General features: G+C 65.6%; 18 protein-coding genes. 9 read left to right on the top strand and 9 right to left on the bottom strand.

Translation table 11 applies throughout. From position 1 onward, the window contains the following. Positions 1-5: 5 nt before the first annotated feature. On the top strand, positions 6-917 hold the full coding sequence (locus tag J2R78_RS39215) for a LysR family transcriptional regulator (RefSeq protein WP_253608984.1): 912 nt from the start codon (positions 6-8) through the stop codon (positions 915-917). A gap of 181 nt (positions 918-1,098) precedes the next feature. Here the strand turns inward: J2R78_RS39215 and J2R78_RS39210 are convergent, their stop codons facing one another. Beyond that, the gene (locus J2R78_RS39210; RefSeq protein WP_375167092.1) at positions 1,099-2,007 is read right to left on the bottom strand and encodes a LysR family transcriptional regulator; all 909 of its coding nucleotides are present in this window, start codon (positions 2,005-2,007) and stop codon (positions 1,099-1,101) included. Between the two features lie 214 nt (positions 2,008-2,221). Here J2R78_RS39210 and J2R78_RS39205 point away from each other — a divergent pair, with 214 nt between their 5' ends. Continuing rightward, the gene (locus tag J2R78_RS39205) at positions 2,222-3,739 is read left to right on the top strand and encodes an MFS transporter (protein ID WP_253608982.1); all 1,518 of its coding nucleotides are present in this window, start codon (positions 2,222-2,224) and stop codon (positions 3,737-3,739) included. A gap of 51 nt (positions 3,740-3,790) precedes the next feature. Here the strand turns inward: J2R78_RS39205 and J2R78_RS39200 are convergent, their stop codons facing one another. Together J2R78_RS39200 and J2R78_RS39195 are read right to left on the bottom strand one after the other, a co-directional pair. Beyond that, positions 3,791-4,195: a cupin domain-containing protein gene (locus tag J2R78_RS39200; protein WP_253610029.1), complete on the bottom strand. Its 405-nt coding sequence runs from the start codon at positions 4,193-4,195 to the stop codon at positions 3,791-3,793. A gap of 96 nt (positions 4,196-4,291) precedes the next feature. Then, the gene (locus J2R78_RS39195) at positions 4,292-4,693 is read right to left on the bottom strand and encodes an Ohr family peroxiredoxin (RefSeq protein WP_253608981.1); all 402 of its coding nucleotides are present in this window, start codon (positions 4,691-4,693) and stop codon (positions 4,292-4,294) included. A gap of 146 nt (positions 4,694-4,839) precedes the next feature. Here J2R78_RS39195 and J2R78_RS39190 point away from each other — a divergent pair, with 146 nt between their 5' ends. Next, positions 4,840-5,307, top strand: coding sequence for a MarR family transcriptional regulator (locus tag J2R78_RS39190; protein ID WP_253608980.1), 468 nt, complete (start codon positions 4,840-4,842; stop codon positions 5,305-5,307). 190 nt (positions 5,308-5,497) lie between these two features. Here the strand turns inward: J2R78_RS39190 and J2R78_RS39185 are convergent, their stop codons facing one another. Both J2R78_RS39185 and J2R78_RS39180 read right to left on the bottom strand, forming a co-directional pair. Beyond that, positions 5,498-6,841 (bottom strand): ATP-binding protein, encoded by a 1,344-nt coding sequence (locus tag J2R78_RS39185; RefSeq protein WP_253608979.1) that lies wholly within the window; start codon positions 6,839-6,841, stop codon positions 5,498-5,500. After that, positions 6,838-7,560 (bottom strand): response regulator, encoded by a 723-nt coding sequence (locus J2R78_RS39180; protein WP_253608978.1) that lies wholly within the window; start codon positions 7,558-7,560, stop codon positions 6,838-6,840. The genes J2R78_RS39185 and J2R78_RS39180 overlap by 4 nt, the downstream gene beginning before the upstream one ends. Before the next feature lie 284 nt (positions 7,561-7,844). Between J2R78_RS39180 and bamA the strand changes: the two genes are divergently transcribed. Both bamA and J2R78_RS39170 read left to right on the top strand, forming a co-directional pair. Then, the gene (gene bamA, locus J2R78_RS39175) at positions 7,845-10,355 is read left to right on the top strand and encodes an outer membrane protein assembly factor BamA (RefSeq protein WP_253608977.1); all 2,511 of its coding nucleotides are present in this window, start codon (positions 7,845-7,847) and stop codon (positions 10,353-10,355) included. Between the two features lie 136 nt (positions 10,356-10,491). Next, on the top strand, positions 10,492-11,043 hold the full coding sequence (locus J2R78_RS39170) for a carboxymuconolactone decarboxylase family protein (RefSeq protein WP_253608976.1): 552 nt from the start codon (positions 10,492-10,494) through the stop codon (positions 11,041-11,043). 8 nt (positions 11,044-11,051) lie between these two features. Here the strand turns inward: J2R78_RS39170 and J2R78_RS39165 are convergent, their stop codons facing one another. Beyond that, positions 11,052-11,618 (bottom strand): AAA family ATPase, encoded by a 567-nt coding sequence (locus J2R78_RS39165; protein ID WP_253608975.1) that lies wholly within the window; start codon positions 11,616-11,618, stop codon positions 11,052-11,054. Between the two features lie 213 nt (positions 11,619-11,831). Between J2R78_RS39165 and J2R78_RS39160 the strand changes: the two genes are divergently transcribed. Further along, complete coding sequence (locus J2R78_RS39160) at positions 11,832-12,998, top strand: ABC transporter substrate-binding protein (RefSeq protein ID WP_253608974.1); 1,167 nt, start codon at positions 11,832-11,834, stop codon at positions 12,996-12,998. 135 nt (positions 12,999-13,133) lie between these two features. Then, positions 13,134-14,351, top strand: a complete 1,218-nt coding sequence (locus J2R78_RS39155; protein ID WP_253608973.1) for an MFS transporter — start codon at positions 13,134-13,136, stop codon at positions 14,349-14,351. Between the two features lie 28 nt (positions 14,352-14,379). Here the strand turns inward: J2R78_RS39155 and J2R78_RS39150 are convergent, their stop codons facing one another. Together J2R78_RS39150 and J2R78_RS39145 are read right to left on the bottom strand one after the other, a co-directional pair. Next, positions 14,380-15,027, bottom strand: a complete 648-nt coding sequence (locus J2R78_RS39150; protein ID WP_253608972.1) for a glutaminyl-peptide cyclotransferase — start codon at positions 15,025-15,027, stop codon at positions 14,380-14,382. Positions 15,028-15,160: 133 nt separating this feature from the next. Further along, positions 15,161-16,381 carry a helix-turn-helix domain-containing protein gene (locus tag J2R78_RS39145; RefSeq protein WP_253608971.1) on the bottom strand — a complete coding sequence of 407 codons (1,221 nt, stop codon included), beginning with the start codon at positions 16,379-16,381 and terminating at the stop codon, positions 15,161-15,163. A 92-nt stretch (positions 16,382-16,473) separates the two neighbouring features. Here J2R78_RS39145 and J2R78_RS39140 point away from each other — a divergent pair, with 92 nt between their 5' ends. Further along, positions 16,474-16,722: a hypothetical protein gene (locus tag J2R78_RS39140; RefSeq protein ID WP_051002888.1), complete on the top strand. Its 249-nt coding sequence runs from the start codon at positions 16,474-16,476 to the stop codon at positions 16,720-16,722. A 5-nt stretch (positions 16,723-16,727) separates the two neighbouring features. On the opposite strand, the gene J2R78_RS39135 is transcribed toward J2R78_RS39140, so the two are convergent. Continuing rightward, positions 16,728-17,819, bottom strand: a complete 1,092-nt coding sequence (locus J2R78_RS39135) for an adenylate/guanylate cyclase domain-containing protein (RefSeq protein ID WP_253608970.1) — start codon at positions 17,817-17,819, stop codon at positions 16,728-16,730. A 77-nt stretch (positions 17,820-17,896) separates the two neighbouring features. Between J2R78_RS39135 and J2R78_RS39130 the strand changes: the two genes are divergently transcribed. Continuing rightward, entirely contained in the window at positions 17,897-18,355 is a 459-nt protein-coding gene (locus J2R78_RS39130) for an SRPBCC domain-containing protein (RefSeq protein WP_057019819.1), read from the top strand. The last annotated feature ends 5 nt before the right edge of the window (positions 18,356-18,360 follow it).

Here is an 18,360-nt window from a genome sequence, read left to right as displayed (position 1 = left end):
CAAAAATGCACAGTGTCCTCGACTGGAACGACCTTCGGCTTGTCCTCGCGGTCGCGCGGGAAGGCAGCCTCTCGGGGGCGGCGCGCCGGCTCGGCGTCACGCATTCCACCGTGTTTCGCCGCCTCGGCACGATCGAGGATGCGAGCGGAACGCGGCTGTTCGAGCGCTTCCGCGACGGCTACGCGCCGACGCCGGCGGGCGAGATCGCGGCGGCGTCGGCAGCCCGGCTGGAGGACGAAGTGCTTGCGCTCGAGCGCAAGCTGGCGGGGCAGGACCTCAGGCCGTCGGGGCCGGTGCGGATCACGACGACGGACACGCTCGGCGCGGTGCTGATGCGGCATCTGCCGGCGATGCGCGCCGCGCATCCGGAGATCCAGCCGGAGATCATCATCTCGAATGCGATGGCGAACCTGACGCGCCGCGAGGCCGAGATCGCGATCCGGCCGACGCCGGCGCCATCCGAATTGCTGGTCGGACGGCGCATTGCCGATATTGCCCATGCGGTCTACGGATCGCGCGCCTATCTCGCCCGCCGCGTCGACGGGGATCTGTCGGTGCACGACTGGATCGGGCTCGACGATGCGCTGGCGGGGACCGTCATCGCCGGCTGGATGCGCGAGAACCTGCGTTCGGTGCGGATCACCTGCCGGGTCGATGCGCTTCCGGCGCTGCGCGATGCTGCTGCGGCGGGATTGGGGCTTGCCTTGCTGCCCTGCTATGTCGGCGATCTCGCGCCCACGCTGCGCCGCCTGACGCCGAAAGCACTGGCGGAGCCGCGCTCGGCGCTGTGGTTATTGACGCATGACGATCTCAAGCGCACCGCGCGCATCCGCGCGACGCTCGATTTTCTCGCCAGGGCGCTCGCCTCGGAGCGTGCGCTGTTCGAGGGAAAGCGCGCCGGAAGGGCGCGCCGCTAGTGTCCCGAATCCGAAGTTCGCATCATTTGCCGCACCTTCGGAGCGAACTTCGGATTCGATAAGGACACTAGCAAACTTATGATTCTAGTGTGCTTTGTGAATGCGAAGTTCGTGAAAGTGGCTGCCGCGAAATCGCACGAACTTCGCATTCAGCACACTAGCCGGCCGGCGCGCAGACCGTTCAGGAGCCGACAACTTCCGTGACGGTATGGATGTCCTCTGCCGCGCGATTCGCAGGCATCCGATGATGCTCGCGAAAGGCACCAACGATCGTCTTCAGGACCGCGCGTGATTTTGCATCTGACAGCGCCGACAGCAGCATGATCTCGGACGGCGGCAGGGCAGGCAGGCCGAGCCGCCGGCTGACCTCGATCGTCCCGGCCGGGGCGAGCCGGCGGGAGAACACCGACGTAGCGAGGCCTGCGGCGACCGCATCGGCGACAGCAAAGGACCCACAGCCCAGGAAGCTTTCCGTCCACGGGATGTTCGCCGCCGCCAGCGCGCGCGTCGCGATGTTGAGCACGCCGCAGGACGGCGAGGAGGCGGCGAGCCGCAGCGGCTCGCCCGCGCGATGGACGAAGTCCGGCGTGGCGAACCAGCCATAGTGGTCCGTCGCCAGCATCTCGCCGTCGCGGCGGTCGTCCTCGCGGCGGATGATGGCGGCATCGATCTCGCCGCGGTCGAAGGCGTCGAGCAGGTCGCGGGAATCCTCGAGCCTTACTTCGATGGTGAGCGCCGGGTCGTGCGCATGCAGCCGCGTCAGCAAGGTCGGAACCTCCGCGCCTCCGACATGGGTGGCAATGCCGAGCGAGAAGCGACGCGGGCGCACGGGCGACAACGCCGCGACGGCGCGATCATGCGCGCCGAGCAATTCCTGCGCCGGGGCGAGGAAAGCTGCGCCCTGCGCCGACAGGCGCACCAGGCGCGGTGTCCGTTCGATCAGCCTGTGGCCGAGCTGGCTTTCCAGCCGCTTCAACTTGACGCTGATCGCGCCCTGCGTGGTGCCGAGCGTTTCAGCGGCGCGCGTAAAGCTCTTGAGATCGGCGATGGTCACGAATGTCCTCACGGCGTCGACGTCGAGCGTGGTCATGTCAGTCATCCGGATTTGTTGTCTCTGAAATATCTAGTCATCCAATTCACCACTGCTCAAGCCATGACTAGCTTTGCGTTGTGAAGCGCCGTGGCCACCCGATTCCTGCCGCTGCTGCCTCAATACATCGTGAGTCGATCGACCGACGCTGCTGCCAGCACCCTGGCAACAGCGTGCGGTACTCCGTTGGCTTGCCACAACAAAAGGCCTGATCATGTCTACTGAACTGAGCCGCCGCGGCGCTGTCGTGCTGTCTGCCGTATGCCTTGCCTGCCTGATGTTCGGATTGGAGATTTCCAGCATCCCCGCGATCCTGCCGACGCTGGAGCGGGTGCTGCATGCCGACTTCAAGGCGCTGCAATGGATCATGAACGCCTACACGATCGCGGTCACCACGGTGCTGATGGCGATCGGGACGGTGGCGGACCGCTACGGCCGCAAGCGCATCTTCCTGGTCGCGATCGCGGCATTCGGCATCACCTCGCTGATCTGCGGCGTCGCCTCGAGCGTCGAAACGCTGATTGTCGCCCGGTTCCTGCAGGGCCTCAGCGGCGGCGCGCTCTTGATCTGCCAGATCGCCGTGCTCTCGCACGAATTCCAGGGCGGCCGGGTGCGCGCCGTCGCCTGGGGCTGGTGGGGCGTCATCTTCGGCATCGGCCTCGGCTTCGGCCCGATCATCGGCGGCGCCGTCGTCGCGGTGCTGAGCTGGGAGTGGGTGTTCCTCGTCCACGTGCTGTTCGCGGCCGCGGCGTTCGTGCTCACGATCGGCGGTGTGCATGAATCGAGGGACCCAAAGGCCAGCAGCCTCGACGTCGCCGGTATCGTGACGATGTCGGTCGCGGTGTTCTGCCTCGCCTTCTACATCACGCAGGGGCCGGATCTCGGCTTCGTCAGCTTGAAGGGGCTTGTGATCCTCGGCGTCTCCGCGGCGAGCTTCGCCGCGTTCCTGGTTGCCGAGAGAATCAGCCGGCGGCCGATGTTCGACTTCTCTGTCTTTCGGATCCCGGCTTTCTCCGGTTCGATCGTCGGCTCGGCGGCGATGAACCTCAGCTACTGGCCTTTCATGATCTATCTGCCGATCTGGTTTCATGCAGGCCTCGGCTATGACAGCGTGTCCGCGGGACTTGCCTTGCTTGCCTACACGCTGCCGACGCTGGTGATGCCGCCGTTCGCCGAACGACTGTCGCTGCGCTATCAGCCCGGACTGATCATTCCGGTGGGGCTGTTCACGATCGGCGCCGGATTCATGCTGATGAAATTCGCCAGCGCCGCCGCGCAGCCGGACTGGCTGACGATGCTGCCCGGCTGCCTGCTCGCCGGAATTGGCCTCGGCATCACCAACACGCCGGTCACCAACACGACGACCGGCTCGGTCTCGAACGACCGCGCCGGCATGGCCTCGGGCATCGACATGAGCGCGCGGATGGTTTCGCTTTCGGTCAACATCGCGCTGATGGGCTTCATCCTGGCAAGCGGCGTGCTGGCGCATCTGAAGGCGGTGCTACCGGCGCTGGACGGCGCGCAACTTCGCGCGATCGGCGAGCGGATCGCGGCCGGCGACGTCGCAGCCGCGCCGGAGCTGACCGGCCCGGTCGTGCATCAGGCACTCGCGAGCGGCTTCGGCTGGGTGATGCTCTATGGCGGCATCGGGGTGTGGGTCATGGCCGCGCTCAGCTTCCTGATCTTCAATGCGCGGCCGGTGCGGCAGGCCGAGGCTCACGGCACGAAGTGAACACGATGTCGCCGTGCCTGCCCAGGCGCCGGGGCGGGCAGGCGGTACCGGTCACTTCACGAGGGTCAGCAGCGGCTTGTCCTTCTCGACGATGTAAGTCGCAAGCTCGCTGGCGGTGACGTCGCCGACATTCCTCGCCGCATGGACCGTGCCGGCGGGAATGAACAGCACGTCGCCGGCCTTCAGCCTCGCCGGCGGCCTGCCGTCGACGTCGTATTCGAGGGTGCCGGCGAGCACGTAGATGATTTCTTCGCCCGGATGCGTGTGGCGGCCGAAGGCCTTGCCCGGCGCGATGTCGACCCGCACCTGCACGGCTTCATGCCCGCCGACGCTGAGGTCGTGGCGCTGCAGGTCGGTTCGCGTGAAACCAGTCGGTTGCTGCGCCTGTGCGCTCGGTATGGTCAGGAGGCTTGCGGTGAACAAGGCCGTCCTTGCGAGCAGGCGCGTTGCCTTCATCAGCTTGCTGGTCATCTTGAACTCCAGTCTTCTGGACTTGCCCGACCGCGAGCCGGCAAGCGGCCGGCCCGCGTCGGAGATCGTCATGTGCTCGTTTCAGACGAGGGTGGTCGTGACATCGATGTTGCCGTGGACCGCCTTGGAGTAGGGGCAGATGCCGTGCGCGGCTTCGATCAGCTCCTGCGCGACCTCGCGCTCGACGCCGGGGACGTGGACGTTGAGGCGGGCGCTCAGGAAGAAGGCGCTGCCGGCCTGGTTCAGATCGATCTCGGCGTCGACTTCGGGCTCGCTCGCGAGCTTGACCTTGCGCTGACCGGCGGCGAGCTGGATCGCGCCGATGTAGCAGGCCGACCAGGCGGCCGCGAACAGGTTTTCCGCGGCGGGGTGCGGCTGCGGCAGCTTGACGTCGAGGAAGCCGTCGCGCGAGCGGGCGGCGCCGTTCGGGCCGGCGGTGACGTGGGTCTTTCCGGTGACGAGAACCTTTGCATTGGTGGTCATGGCGAGCTCCTTTGGTGAATATAGATCGTATCCGATCTAATCGTGTACGCGTCGAAATAGGCTTCAGGCTTGATCGTGTCAAGCACTTCCGATTTAATCGGATGCGATTTATATGGACTGCGACATCACAAACTCCGGAGACGTCCGTGACCCGCACCTCCAAGGCCGAGACCAAGGGCCGAAAACTCTCGAATTTTCTGTGCTTTGCGGTCTATTCGGCCAATCTGGCCTTCGGCCGCGCCTACAAGCCGATCCTGGATGCGGTCGGCCTGACCTACACCCAATACATCGCCATGGTGGCGCTGTCGGAAGAGGACGAGCAGACCGTCAGCGCGCTCGGCGAGAAGCTGTTTCTGGAATCCAACACGCTGACGCCGATCCTCAAGAAGCTCGAGCAGAGCGGCTATATCAGCCGCGTCAGAGATCCCGCCGATGAGCGGCAGGTTCGGGTGAGCCTGACGGCGGCGGGCCGGCGCCTGCTCGACAAGGACATCAATGTGTCCCTGGTCGAAGCCACCGGGCTCGGAGACGAATTTCCCGTCGTGCAGAAGACCGTCGCGAGGCTGCGCGACAATCTGCTGCGCAACACGCGCACCGATCCGAAGAAGGGCTGATCCTGCGGGCCAGATTGTAACGCGCTGTATCCGCGCCGCGCCCTTCCGCATTTTCGCCACGGCGCGACCGACAACTCCGCGCCGCTTCAGGGATGACGCGGAGGAGAACGGCGATTGCCGCGTCACGCCGGCAGTCCGGGTCTGATCAAAAGCGGCCGGGTGGCAGGGGCAAGCGATTCTGAATCTTGCTTTAACCGGACACGAGCTCAGGAAGTACGGGTCGCGACGCGCTCGTCCCGCTTCGATCCGATCCGAGGTGCACGGGCCCCGGCAATTTGATGCGGACAAGAAGGCCGTGCTGCGTGTTGTCGTGCAGCGACAGCTCGCCGCCATGCCCGCACACCATGGCCTGAGCGATCGAAAGACCAAGTCCGAAGCCGCTTTTCTCGTCCATGGTGCGGGCCTCGTCGCCGCGGACGAACGGCTTCAGCATTTCGGCCCGGCGGTGCTCTGGAATCCCCGGACCGTCGTCCGAGACATCGATAGTGACCCTATCGGTTGACGCGGTCAGCCGGATATCGACTTCGCTGCCGAACCTCAGGGCGTTCTCCACCAGGTTGGTCACGGTGCGGCTGATCTCGCTCGGGCGGATCAGGAGCGAAGCCCTGGTCGGGCCCTCGTAGCGCACGACATGACCGCAATCGGAGAATTGCTCGCAGATCGTCTGCAGCAGCGCAGCGACGTTCACAAGCGTCGGCTTCGCCGCGCTGCCGCCGCTCAGGAATGACAGCACGGATTCCAGCATGGCCTGCATCTGGTCGAGGTCGTGCAGGGTCTCCGCACGCTGGGCATCGTTTTCGATATATTCGGACCTGAGCCGCAGCCGGGTGATCGGTGTGCGCAGGTCGTGACTGATGGCGGCGAGCATGCGCGTGCGGTCATTCATCAAGGTGGTGATGCGTTCGCGCATACGATTGAGCGCGACCGCTGCGGCGCGGATTTCCTCCGGGCCGGTCTCCGGCAGCGGCGCGTCCGCCTGGCTGATGCTGAAATTCTCGGCGGCGCGGGCGAACGCGGACAGCGGCGCGCTGAGCGCGCGGCCGGCCCACACGCCGAGCAGCGTGACGCTGACGAACAGGAACAGGAACGTGCTGACCCAGAATCCGCCGAAGAACGGCGGCATTTTCGTCGGGCCGATCGTCGCTTCGAACAGGACTCCGTCCGGCAACCGAGCCGCCGCCGGCGCGGTCTTCGAGGAAAACTCGTCGATATCGTCGACGCCGGGCGGCTCTGACGAAGCACCGTCAGACGAGCCCGGACCTGCGTCGCGCAATGTGAGGTGCAGGCGAGGAAAGGCTCGATCGGCCGCGCGCAACAGCGTTGCGCGATCGGCCGCAGGGGCCTCGGCCAGAAGCTTGGCAACCAGCTGGAACTGATGGATCGGCCTGTCCGCGAACGATCTCGGCTTCTGGCTGACGAAATAAAGCCCGATCAGCGCATGGATGAGCACCAGAGAAAGCAGGATCAGCGCGGCGATCTGGCCACTGATCCGGTGGAAGCTGAAAAGCGCGGCAATCCTGCGGGTCCCGCTCATGCGTCCTCCACATGCGGCGTGAAGATGTAGCCGCCGGTGCGCACCGTCCGGATCACCGACGATCCTTCGCTCGTATCGAGCTTGCGGCGAAGCCGGCTGACCAAGACGTCGATGCTGCGCCCGAACGGACTGGCCGGCCGGCTGCGCGTCATGGTCAAGAGGCCATCCCGCGTCAGGATCCGGCCGGGCCGCTCGCAGAACACCTGCAGCAGGTCGAACTCCGCGCTGGTCAACGGGACCTGGGCGCCGTCGGGATCGCGCAATTCGCGCAGGCGAAGATCGATGGTCCAGTCCTGGAAGCGCAGGCGGGCGGCGCTCTGGCCCGAGCGCCCGGCAAGGCCGGCCTGGGCCTGGCGGCGCAGCACCGCGTTGATCCGCGCCAGCAGCTCGCGCGGATTGAACGGTTTGGCGAGATAATCATCCGCGCCCATCTCGAGCCCGAGGATCCGGTCGAGGTCTTCGCCCTTTGCCGTGAGCATGATGATCGGGATCGTCGAGTCGCCGCGCAGGCGGCGACACAGGGTCAGTCCATCCTCTCCGGGCAGCATCAGATCGAGGACGACGAGATCGAGCGAATGCCCGGCAAGGTAACGATCCATTTCCCTGCCGTTCGAGGCCGTGGCCACCAGGCAGGATTGGTCGCGCAGGTAGCGGGCGATCAAGTCTCTGGTCGGCAGATCGTCCTCGACGATCAGGATCTTCGGAGTGTGTGCAAGCATGATCCGCGACTGGGTCCTCATCATAACGTCATTGGCGCGCGTTCCAGCGCGCTCAGCCACCAATTGACCAGCATACGCGTCGCTTGTGGGCGGCATTGCGCCTTTTCGTAAGCATAATGTTTCTGAACTGTAAGCGTCGCTCGCAGCCCAAAGCAATCCGCGATGCTGGCCGCGTCGCATCGCGCTCACAGTCCCAAACCACTGGAAATAATCCCGCAATCCGGCAGCCACACCGCAGCCATCACCATCCCGTCACAACGAGCTTGTTGTTCGCGAGGTGTGGAATGAAGACGTGGCGGGGCTTTGTCGCGGCGATCGTGCTGTCGGGGTTTTCGATCCCGGGGACGCCCGTGATATGGCCATTGTTGACTCCGGCGGCGGCCCAATCGGTTGACGCGATCACGGTGGAAGGCAACCGGAGAGTAGAGGCGGAGACCATCCGCTCCTATTTCAGGTCCGGACCTGGCGGCCATCTCGATCAGGCTGCCATCGACGACGGGCTCAAGGAGCTGGTCGGGACGGGGTTGTTCCTGGACGTCAAGATCAATCAGGCGGGCGGCAGGATCGTCGTTTCCGTGATCGAGAATCCGGTGATCGACCGCGTCGTGTTCGAGGGCAACAAAAAGATCAAGGACGAGCAGCTCTCGGCCGAAATGCAGTCCAAGCCGCGGGGCACCCTGTCGCGGTCGATGGTGCAGTCGGATGCACTGCGGATCGCCGAGATTTATCGGCGCTCAGGCCGCTACGACGTGCACGTCACGCCGGAGATCATCGAACGCTCGAACAACCGCGTCGATCTCGTCTTCACCGTCGATGAGGGAGCGAAGACCGGCATTAAGACCATCGAGTTCATGGGCAACAACAGTTTTTCGGCGGTGCGCCTGAAGGACGTGATCAAGACCCATGAGACGAACTTCCTGAGCTTTCTCGGCAACGCCGACATCTATGACCCGGATCGGGTCGAGGCCGATCGTGACCTGATCCGCCGCTTCTATCTGAAGCACGGCTACGCGGACGTCCAGGTCGTGGCAGCGCTCGCCGAGTATGATCCGGCGCGCAAGGGCTTTCAGGTGACGTTCAAGATCGATGAGGGGCAGCAGTACCGCGTTGCGACGGTCGGTTTCCGTTCGAACATTGCGGGCTTCGATCCGACGACGCTGCGTTCATTGTCGCGCGTCGGCGAAGGCTCGCTCTACAATGTCGAGGCGGTCGAGAAATCGGTCGAGGACATGCAGATCGAGGCGTCGCGCCGCGGTTACGCCTTCGCGGTGGTTCGTCCGGACGGCGCCCGGAATTTCGAGGCCCACACGGTGGGGATCATGTTTCGCGTGGAGGAGGGGCCGCGCACCTATATCGAGCGGATCGACATTCGCGGCAACGGCCGCACCCGAGACTACGTGATCCGGCGCGAGTTCGATCTCTCCGAGGGCGATGCATATAACCGTGCGCTGGTCGATCGCGCCGAGCGGCGGCTGAAGAATCTCGACTATTTCAAGACGGTCAAGATCACCACCGAGCCCGGCTCGACGAGCGATCGCGTCGTTCTGATCGTCAACCTGGAGGAAAAGTCGACCGGCGACTTCTCCGTGTCTGGCGGTTATTCCACGACGGACGGCGCGCTCGCCGAGGTCAGCATCTCGGAGCGAAATCTGCTCGGCCGTGGCCTGTTTGCCAAGGCAACGGTCAGCTACGGCCAGTACTCGCGCGGCCTGTCGTTGTCCTTTGTCGAACCGTATTTGCTCGACTATCGCGTCGCGCTCGGGCTCGATGCGTATTACAAGGAGCAATTGCCGACGGACTACACGACCTATGGCGTGAAGACGATCGGGTTCTCGCCGCGGCTCGGCCTGGCCTTGCGCGAAGACCTGACCCTCCAGTTGCGATACTCGCTCTATCAGCAGGAAATCTCGCTCGATAGCGCCTACGCGAACTGCAACAACAATCCGTCCAACCCGTCGCTCGCGTTCAATCCGACGCCTGCCTACATCCAGAGTGTGCTTGGCGGCGTCGATCCCACGAACTCGGTCTCGTCAGGGCTCTATGGGTATGGCTGCTATGGCGACGGAGAATCCACCTTGCCGGTGCGCAAGGAGCTGGCCGCAGGGGCGACCTGGACCTCGCAGATCGGCTACACCCTGAGCTACAACACCCTCGACAACAACAAGAACCCGACCGACGGCCTGCTGATCGACTTCAAGCAGGACTTTGCCGGCGTCGGCGGCGACGTGACATATCTGAAGAGCGCGGTCGACGCGAAATACTACACGCCGCTGGTGTCCGACCTGATCGGACTGATCCACCTGCAGGGCGGCCTGCTCACCAAGGTCGGCGACAATGATCTGCGCATGCTGGACCATTTCCAGATGGGGCCGAACCTGGTGCGCGGCTTTGCCACCAACGGCATCGGCCCGCGCGACATCACCTATGCGAGCCTTGGCGCAGTCGGAGACGCGCTCGGCGGCACCAAATATTGGGGCGCGTCGATGGAGCTGCAGATGCCGTTCTGGTTCCTGCCCTCCGAGGTTGGGCTGAAGGGGGCCGTCTATGCGGACGCCGGCTCGCTCTGGGGTTATCAAGGCCCGACGTCGTGGGCCGCAACCGGCGAGGTGAATACGGCTGCTTGCAAATGCGGCCTTCAATACGACGATGGGAACGTGGTGCGAACCTCGGTCGGTGTCGGCCTGATCTGGGCCTCGCCGTTCGGCCCGCTGCGGTTCGATTACGCCGTGCCGATCACGAAGGGCAAGTACGACATCGTGCAGGAGTTCCGGTTCGGAGGCGGGACGTCGTTCTGAACCGACAGTCGCTCCGCTTGCCGGACCGCGCCGCGGATTGCGGCCAGCGTGACGCCTGCCATGCCGCCCTGCGGCTTGCGGTATCAGGCGAAGCGGGGCAGGCTGCATTGGTTCAATTTCCGATCCGAGGCAATCCATGTCACGCGTGTCAATCAAGACCAGGAACGACCTGCCGAGCGAGCTCAAGCCGCTGTGGGACAAGATGACCACCTATGGCGCGTTCGAGAACCAGGCCGGCGTCATGGCGCAGCGCCCGCCGATCTTCAAGCACATGTGGTCGCTGCTGGTCGATCTCGCCGACGAGGCGGTGGTCTCGAAGCGGCATCTCGAGCTCGCGCTGGTGACGGTGTCGCTGCTCAACAAGTGCGATTATTGCGTGTCGCACCATGCGCCGAAGCTCGCGATCCAGGGAGTTTCGGAAGCGGGCGCCGAACGGCTGCTCGACTATCAGGATCATCCCGAGCTCGATGCGCTCGACAAGCTCGTGGTCGAATATGCGATCGCCGTAACCAACAACTGGAACAAGACCCGCGACGAGATATTCGCACGGCTGCGCGAACATTTCTCGGAAGCGCAGATCGTCGAGCTGACATGGCGGATCGCGCTGTGCAGCGCGTTCAATCGCTTCAACGACATCTTGCAGCTCGATGTCGAGCAGGGCGTTCCGCAGCGTGAGGCCGCGGAATGACGGCCTGATCAGGCCTTAGGTAGGACGCCGCCGCCGAGCGTCGCCAGCACGAAATCGGCCCGCGCGGATGGCGATAGCTTCGGCAGGCTGATGACGTCGTAGCCGAGCGTCGGAAGCGTCTCCATCAGCCGCCGATGCTCCGCCGTGGCTGCTTCGAAGCCGTGCCGCCGCTCCGAATCGGTAACGTAAATCTCAGGCCATGGCGGCGTCATGAACACACGACCGTGGTAGCGATGGATGGAGCAATTCGGGTGCAGCACCGGCTCGCCTGTCAACGCCTGGAGCGCCGACGCCGCGTCGACGTGGCCGCGATCGAAGAACACCCATCCGGAATGGGCTTTGGCCATCTCCATATCTTTCAGTGCGACGTCAATGGCGCGATGCAGGAATGCTGCCGCATCGACCCACGGCAGCGCCTTGCCGCCGGACGCGAGCTCATGGGCGATGATACGGCGGCCGGGCTCCTCGACGACCGGATAGCCGCGCGCACGCAGATCGGCCAGCAGCGTCGATTTTCCGGCGCCGGAGCAGCCGGAGATCAGGACGAAGCGGTTTTGCAAAGGGTGTCCTTTCATCGATCATGACAAGGCGTGGGCCGGCACTCCGCGGATGCGGGTTGCCGGATAGGCCAGAAATTTTGGGGAAGAAGGCGCGCGGAAATGTCTCGACGCGCGGAGTGAGCATAGCCTCGAATGTGACGCAAATGGGGGGCGCTTGACGAATTCTTCAGTGCCACGCCGATAACCTCGATCAAGCATGGTTGTATCAAGCTTGAAGGGACGACGCATATGGCATCACGCTCGATCATCTGCACGACGCTCGCGCTTCTGCTCTGCGGTGCGCTGCTTCAGCCTTCGCGCGCCGCGGAATCCGGCGAACCGATCCGCGTCGGCGCGGTGCTGCCATTTTCCGGCGGTGTCGAGCTCTACGGCCAGCAGGCGCGGCTGGGGCTCGATCTCGCCGCCAAGGACATCAACGCGGCCGGCGGCATTCTCGGCCGGCCGGTCGAAATCATCTATGCCGACGACAAGACGCGGCCGGAGGCGGCCACTGACGCCATGCGTTCGCTGGTCGACAAGGACGGCGTGCTGGCGGTGGTCGGTCCGATCACCTCGCGCAACCTGAATGCGCTGGTGCCGCTTGCCGAGAGCTCGAAGACGCCGCTGCTCTATGCCACCAATTACGAGGGCGGCAAATGCAGCCGCTATCTGTTTTCGTTCGGCGCGGTGCCGAACCAGGAGCTCGGCCAGCTGCTGCCCTACATGACGCAAGCCTTCGGCAACACGTACTTCCTGCTCGGCGCCGACCGGGTCTGGCCGCACCAGATGTTCGACATCGCGCAGCCCTTGATCGAGAAGCTCGGCGGCAAGGTGGTCGCGACCAAATACACGCTGGGGACGGAGACCGACTTTTCACCGCTGATCAAGGAGGTCGCGGCGAGCAAGGCCAAGGTGCTGTTGTTCGCGCTGAAGGGCGACGGGATGGATTTCATCCGGCAGGCCGACGAGGCCGGATTGCTAAAGGACATCACCGTGGCATTCCTCGGACTGTCCGAGGTCGACCTCGGCATCTTCCGCGGCAAGGGCCAGAACATGGTCACAGTGGTGCCGGCGGTCGCGGCGAGCGAGGATCCGGCCGTCAAGGCGTTCGTGGCGAAGGCGCGCGCCGCCGCAGAGCCGGGTGTCGCGATGTCGAACTATGTGATGACGCATTACAACACGCTGATCGCACTCAAGGCGGCGGCCGAGAGGGCCGGCAAGCTCGACAAGGAGGCGATCATCGACGCGATGGCGGGCCTCGCCATTCCGTCGCCGACCGGCCCTGTCGCGCTCGGTCAGGATCATCACGCGGCGATGAACATGTTCATTGCCAGGACGCAGGGTTCGGAACTCGTGCAGGTGCGAGCACTCGGCGAGATCGCGCCGGAGCCGGGGTGCAGTCCCGCTGGCCGCTGACCAGGAGGAATATTTCGGTAGCGGCGCTCGAGCCCGCGATGCTCGCAAAAAAGTGAGCTGGCGCGCTCGTCAGCTGTCGGTTTCGCGTCCTCCCGCTCGTCTTCCAGCCAGAATGAGCTGAACGGGAGTTCCGGAATGAGCAATTCGACCTATCGCTGGGTGATCGTCGCGGCCGGCGGCCTGCTCGGCTGTGTCGCGATCGGCGGCATGTTCTCGCTGCCGGTGTTCCTCCAGCCCATGGCGCGCGAGACCGGCTGGTCGGTGACCGGCATTTCCAGCGCGATGACGATCGGCTTTCTCGCGATGGCCTTCACCAGCATGATCTGGGGCACGCTGTCCGACCGCTTCGGGCCGCTTCCGGTGGTGCTGACCGGATCGGTCGTGCTGGCGGCAAGCCTCGCGCTGGCCAGCCAGACAACATCGCTGCTGGCCTTTCAGTTCGTGTTCGGCGCGGTGGTCGGCGCGGCAACGGCGGCGATCTTCGCGCCGATGATGGCCTGCGTCACCGGCTGGTTCGACACCCATCGAAGCCTCGCCGTTTCGCTGGTGTCGGCCGGCATGGGCATGGCGCCGATGACGATGTCGCCGCTTGCGGCCTGGCTGATCTCCCACCACGACTGGCGCACCGCGATGCTGATCGTCTCGGGCGTGGTCGGCGCGATCATGATCCCGGTCTCGTTCCTGGTGCGCCGCCCGCCGGCGCTGCAGGGCGACCACGCTGAAGCGATCTCCGAAAACGGCGAACCGCCGATGTCGCTGGCGCAGGCGCTGCGCTCGCCGCAATTCATCATCCTGATCGCGACCAATTTCTTCTGCTGCGCCACCCATTCGGGCCCGATCATCCATACCGTGAGTTACGCGGTCACCTGCGGCATTCCGATGGTTGCTGCGGTGACGATCTACAGCGTCGAAGGGCTCGCCGGGATGGGCGGCCGCATCGCCTTCGGCCTGCTCGGCGACCGCTTCGGCGCCAAGCGCGTGCTGGTGCTCGGATTGCTGGCGCAGGCGTTCGGCGCGCTCGGCTACGTCTTCGTGCGCGAGCTCGCCGCATTCTACGCGGTCGCGGCGATCTTCGGCTTCATCTATGCCGGCACCATGCCGCTGTATTCCGTGCTGATCCGCGAGAATTTTCCGCTGCGGATGATGGGTACGGTGATCGGCGGCACCGCGATGGCCGGCAGCCTCGGCATGGCGACCGGACCGCTCGCCGGTGGGCTGATCTACGACACCTTCGCGAGCTACACGTGGCTCTATGTCGGCTCCTGGGCGGTCGGCATCGGCGCGTTCCTGATCATGATGACGTTCCGCCCGATGCCGGCGGCGCGGCCCACCGCGGTGCCGGCGCCGGCATGAGGCCGGTGCGCGCGTGAAGCGATCCACTTCACGCGCGGCTGCGCTTCGGTCGCCGGATGGCACGCACCTTGTTGTTGGCGGAACCGCTGCCGCAGAAGAAGCGGTCGGCGCCGTCGGACTCGAGGCCAGAGACGAACACGCCCTGCGGCATCTCCAGCTTTTCCATGATTTCGCCGGTCTGCGGGTCGATCCGCCGCACGTCGCTTTCATCGCCTTCCCAGGTGCCGTGCCAGAGTTCGCCATCGACCCAGGAGACGCCGGTGACGAACCGGTTGCTTTCGATGGTGCGCAGAACCTTGCCGGTTTCCGGATCGATCTGAACGATGGTGCGGTCGCGATACTGGCCGACCCACAGCGAGCCCTCCGCCCAGGCGAGGCCCGAGTCGCGGCCGCCGCCGGGTGAGGGGATGGTGGATATCACGCGCCCGCTGTTCGGCTCGATCTTCAGAATGCGGTCCTCGGCGATCTGATAGAGGTGCTTGCCGTCGAAGGCGGTGCCGGCATGAGCCGCGATATCGAGGGTGCGGGTGGTGTTGCCGCTGTCGGGATCGAAGGCGACCAGGCGATCGCCGGCCGCGAACCAGACCTGCTCGCCGTCGAAGCTGACGCCGCCGACGTTCTCGACGCCGTCGAAGGGGCCGTATTCCCGGATGATCTCGGCCGTGGCCTTTTTCATGTGCGCTCCCGTCGCCTGGAGCTTCAATTCTGATTGAATCAGAATCGAGGCTCCAGAATCCTGTTTTGACGCGTTTTCTTCACGCGAACCGGTATCCGCTTCGCTCGAAAACGCTTCCAATTGTGTCCTGATGCTAGCCGTTCGGCAGCGGGGCAGGGAGTAACAACGTCGTCGTGAATCCAGGCACCGGCGGCGTCATCCAGCGCCGGGCGCGGGCACGGCCGACCGACTGCACCTTACCGGTGGCGGCCAGCGCGTCGAGCGCGCGCTGCACGGTGCGCTGGCTCGCCCCCAGTGCGACCGACAGCGCCGAGCTCGACCAGGCCTCGCCGTCGGCGAGAAAAGCCAGCACCGCGGCATGCTCCTCCTCGACCGGCAGCGCCAGCACGGTCACCTCGCGCCGGCCATGCGGCTGGAGCACAAAGCCGTCCGGTGTCGCGCTGAGATCGGCCAGCGGCCGCAGCGCCCGGCGCAGCCGTCCGATCTCGACCCGCAGCCGCGCCCGGTGTGATTCATCGGCGTGCTTGCCGCGAAACGCCCGCGCGATCAGCGTGCCGCGGGACACGTCCTGCGGCCACGCTTCGCCCAGCGCGCGGGCGAGCGCGAACAGCACCGGCCGTCGGGTCAGCGAGACCGTCGTGCCGATATCGCGCACGACATAGCGGCAGGCATCGACGACGAGCGCCTTCGACGCCATCAGCGCTTCGACCTCCTCGAGCAGCAGCGGCTGCTCGCTGCCGCGCGCAATCAGGCGCGCCGCGGGTGTGGCGAGCATGCGCGCGGTGCTCTCGACCTCGGCCGCGAGCTCGGCGATGCCGGCGCGGCGCGCGGCTTCCCTCGCGCGGGCCAGCGCTTCGCGTGCCGGCTTGGTCCGCAACCGCCGCATCGCGATTCCGGCGACGACCAGTTCATGGCCGACCCGCAGCGCCGGCGGAAACGGTGCTGGGTCGAGGCCATCAAGCATGCGCTCGGCCGCATCGAGGCTCCCGATCAGCAGCAGGCGGCGGATTTCGAGATAGCCGGCATGGGCGGCATTGAGTGCATCGCCTCGTGCTGCGAGCGTTGCGCGCGCCGCGGCGAGGCTCTTGCCGGGAAAGGAAAGGTCGCGCGACACCAGCGCGATCTCGGCCTCCGCCACCACGCAGCGCGCCCGCGCGACCGCTTCGCGCGGGCCGAAGGCGCGTCCTGCGCGCCGCAACAGCTCCTTGGCGCGGGCGAAATCGCCGAGCCGGGCCATCGCGATGCCGCGCAGCGCCAGCGCCGGCGCATCGTCGCGCAGGGCCACCCGTTTCAGTGCGCCGAGGGGATCACCCGCCGCGAGCGCGCGCGCCGCAGCCGTTATCAGCGAGTCCATTCGAATCCCGACACACTTGTCACTCTCACCCTCCGAGGCTCGGTCCTAACCTAGCACATGACGACATGGATCATCTCCAGAGAGATCGAACGATGGCCGGTATTGAAACACGAGAAGATTGGGTGAGGGGGCGGCTCAGTGGACGCGGGCCCATCGTGGCGCGCTTTCTGTCGCTGGCGGCGGCGCCGACCTTCGCCGTGATGGCGCTGATTGCCGCGATGGCGCCGGCCGACATGATCTGCGGCGCGATGCAGGGACCGCTGTCATTGCAGGGTATGGTCCCGATGTACGCGCTGATGAGCGCATTTCATCTGGCGCCGTGGCTGCGCCTGTTCAGATGATCGGCTCACCCCTCCGGCAAAGTGAAGACCGCGCATGGCCGCGCAATGCCGCGCAATTCATGACTGCCGAGCGCGACCAGCGGCGTCTCGGTCTCGGCGGCGAGGGCGCCCGAAACCAGCACGGTCTGCTCCAGCGGCTTGCACAGCCCTTCGAGCCGGCTCACCAGATTGACCGCGGCACCGATCGCGGTGAAGTCGAGGCGGTCGGCGGCGCCGATATTGCCCCAGTGCACCTCGCCGAGATGCAGCGCCGCGCCGAATGGCAACGGCGGCAAGCCCTGCTTGCGTCGCTCTGCATCGAGATGGGCCATGCCGACGCGCGCCGCCGACACCGCGCGCAATGCCGCCTCGGATGCGCTGCGCGCGCTGGTCGTGACCGGAAAGATCGCAAGCAGGCCGTCGCCGATGAATTTCAGCACCTCGCCGCCGAAGGCGTGGATGGCGCCGGCGATGCGGTCGAACCAGGCATCGAGCGCCGCGATCACCTCGGCAGGCGGATGGCTTTCCGACAGCGAGGTGAAGCCGCGAAGGTCGGCAAACAGCAGTGCCGCCCGGATGGTTTCGCCGGTATTGCGCCGCAATGGCGATGCCAGCACGCGCGCCGCGCTGCGCCGGCCGAGATAGGCCTCCAGCGCCGCCGTCAGTGTCGCGCGCGCCGCGAGCGCGGCGAGCGGCGCGGCCGTGAACCGCGCCGCCTCGCGCAATTGATCCGCCTCGGCAGGTGTGAACGCGCGTGTCCCGATCCAGCCGAGGGTCGGGCCATCCGGCCGCGTTCCAATCGTGCCCTCGTGGATCGGGCCGGGCGCGAGAGTTCCGAGCCAGCGCCGGCCGGCGTCGCCGGATCCCACCATATCGGGCATCGCAAAAGGTTGTTCCGGTGCGAATCCGAGCGCTTCGATGACCTCGCCATTGTCGGCACGCCACAGCCAGGTTCGTCTTGCAATCAGGGGGTGCGGAACCTCAAGCGTCAGAGCGCCGCCGGCAAGCGGCAGGCCATCCGTGATAAGGTGGCTACCGAGGTCCGCCAACAACCGGTTGGCGCCCGCGGTCTCGGCGGCGGCGTCGACCAGCCAGCTCAACGTCGAGGACAATTGCATTACGCCATCATGGGGTTGACGCACCACTCTTGTCACGAATTATCCCTGAGCACCGACTGTCAATGGAGCATGGATCGATGACTGAAGCCTTCATCGTTCAACGCGAGATCCAGATCGCAGCCCCGGCTGCAACCGTGTTCGCCTTTCTGACCGATCCGCAGAAGATCGTGAGCTGGATGGGGCTCGAAGCCGCGACCGAGACGCATCCCGGGGGCCTCTACTTCCTCAAGGGGCTCGGCAGCGATCGCAGCCGCGCCGCGCGCGGTGCGTTCCGCGAGGTCGTGCCGGTGCATCGTCTGGCCTACAGCTTCGGCTGGGAGGGCAGCGAGGAAGTGCCGCCGGGATCGAGCCTGATCGAGATCGACCTGATGGAGCAGGACAACGGCACGCTGCTCCGCATGACCCATAGCGGCCTGCCGAACGCCGCGCAGTGCGAGAGCCACGACAAGGGTTGGGCGCATTACATGGGCCGGCTCTCCCACGCGGCCGCCGGTCGGGATCCCGGCCCCGACCACGGTCCCGCCAACCGCCATTGACGTCG

The sequence above is a fragment of the Bradyrhizobium sp. USDA 4538 genome (assembly GCF_024171045.1).
Classification (GTDB): Bacteria; Pseudomonadota; Alphaproteobacteria; order Rhizobiales; family Xanthobacteraceae; genus Bradyrhizobium; species Bradyrhizobium australafricanum.
Note: the sequence above shows the minus strand (reverse complement) of the source record. Positions and strands in the feature narration are given on the sequence as shown.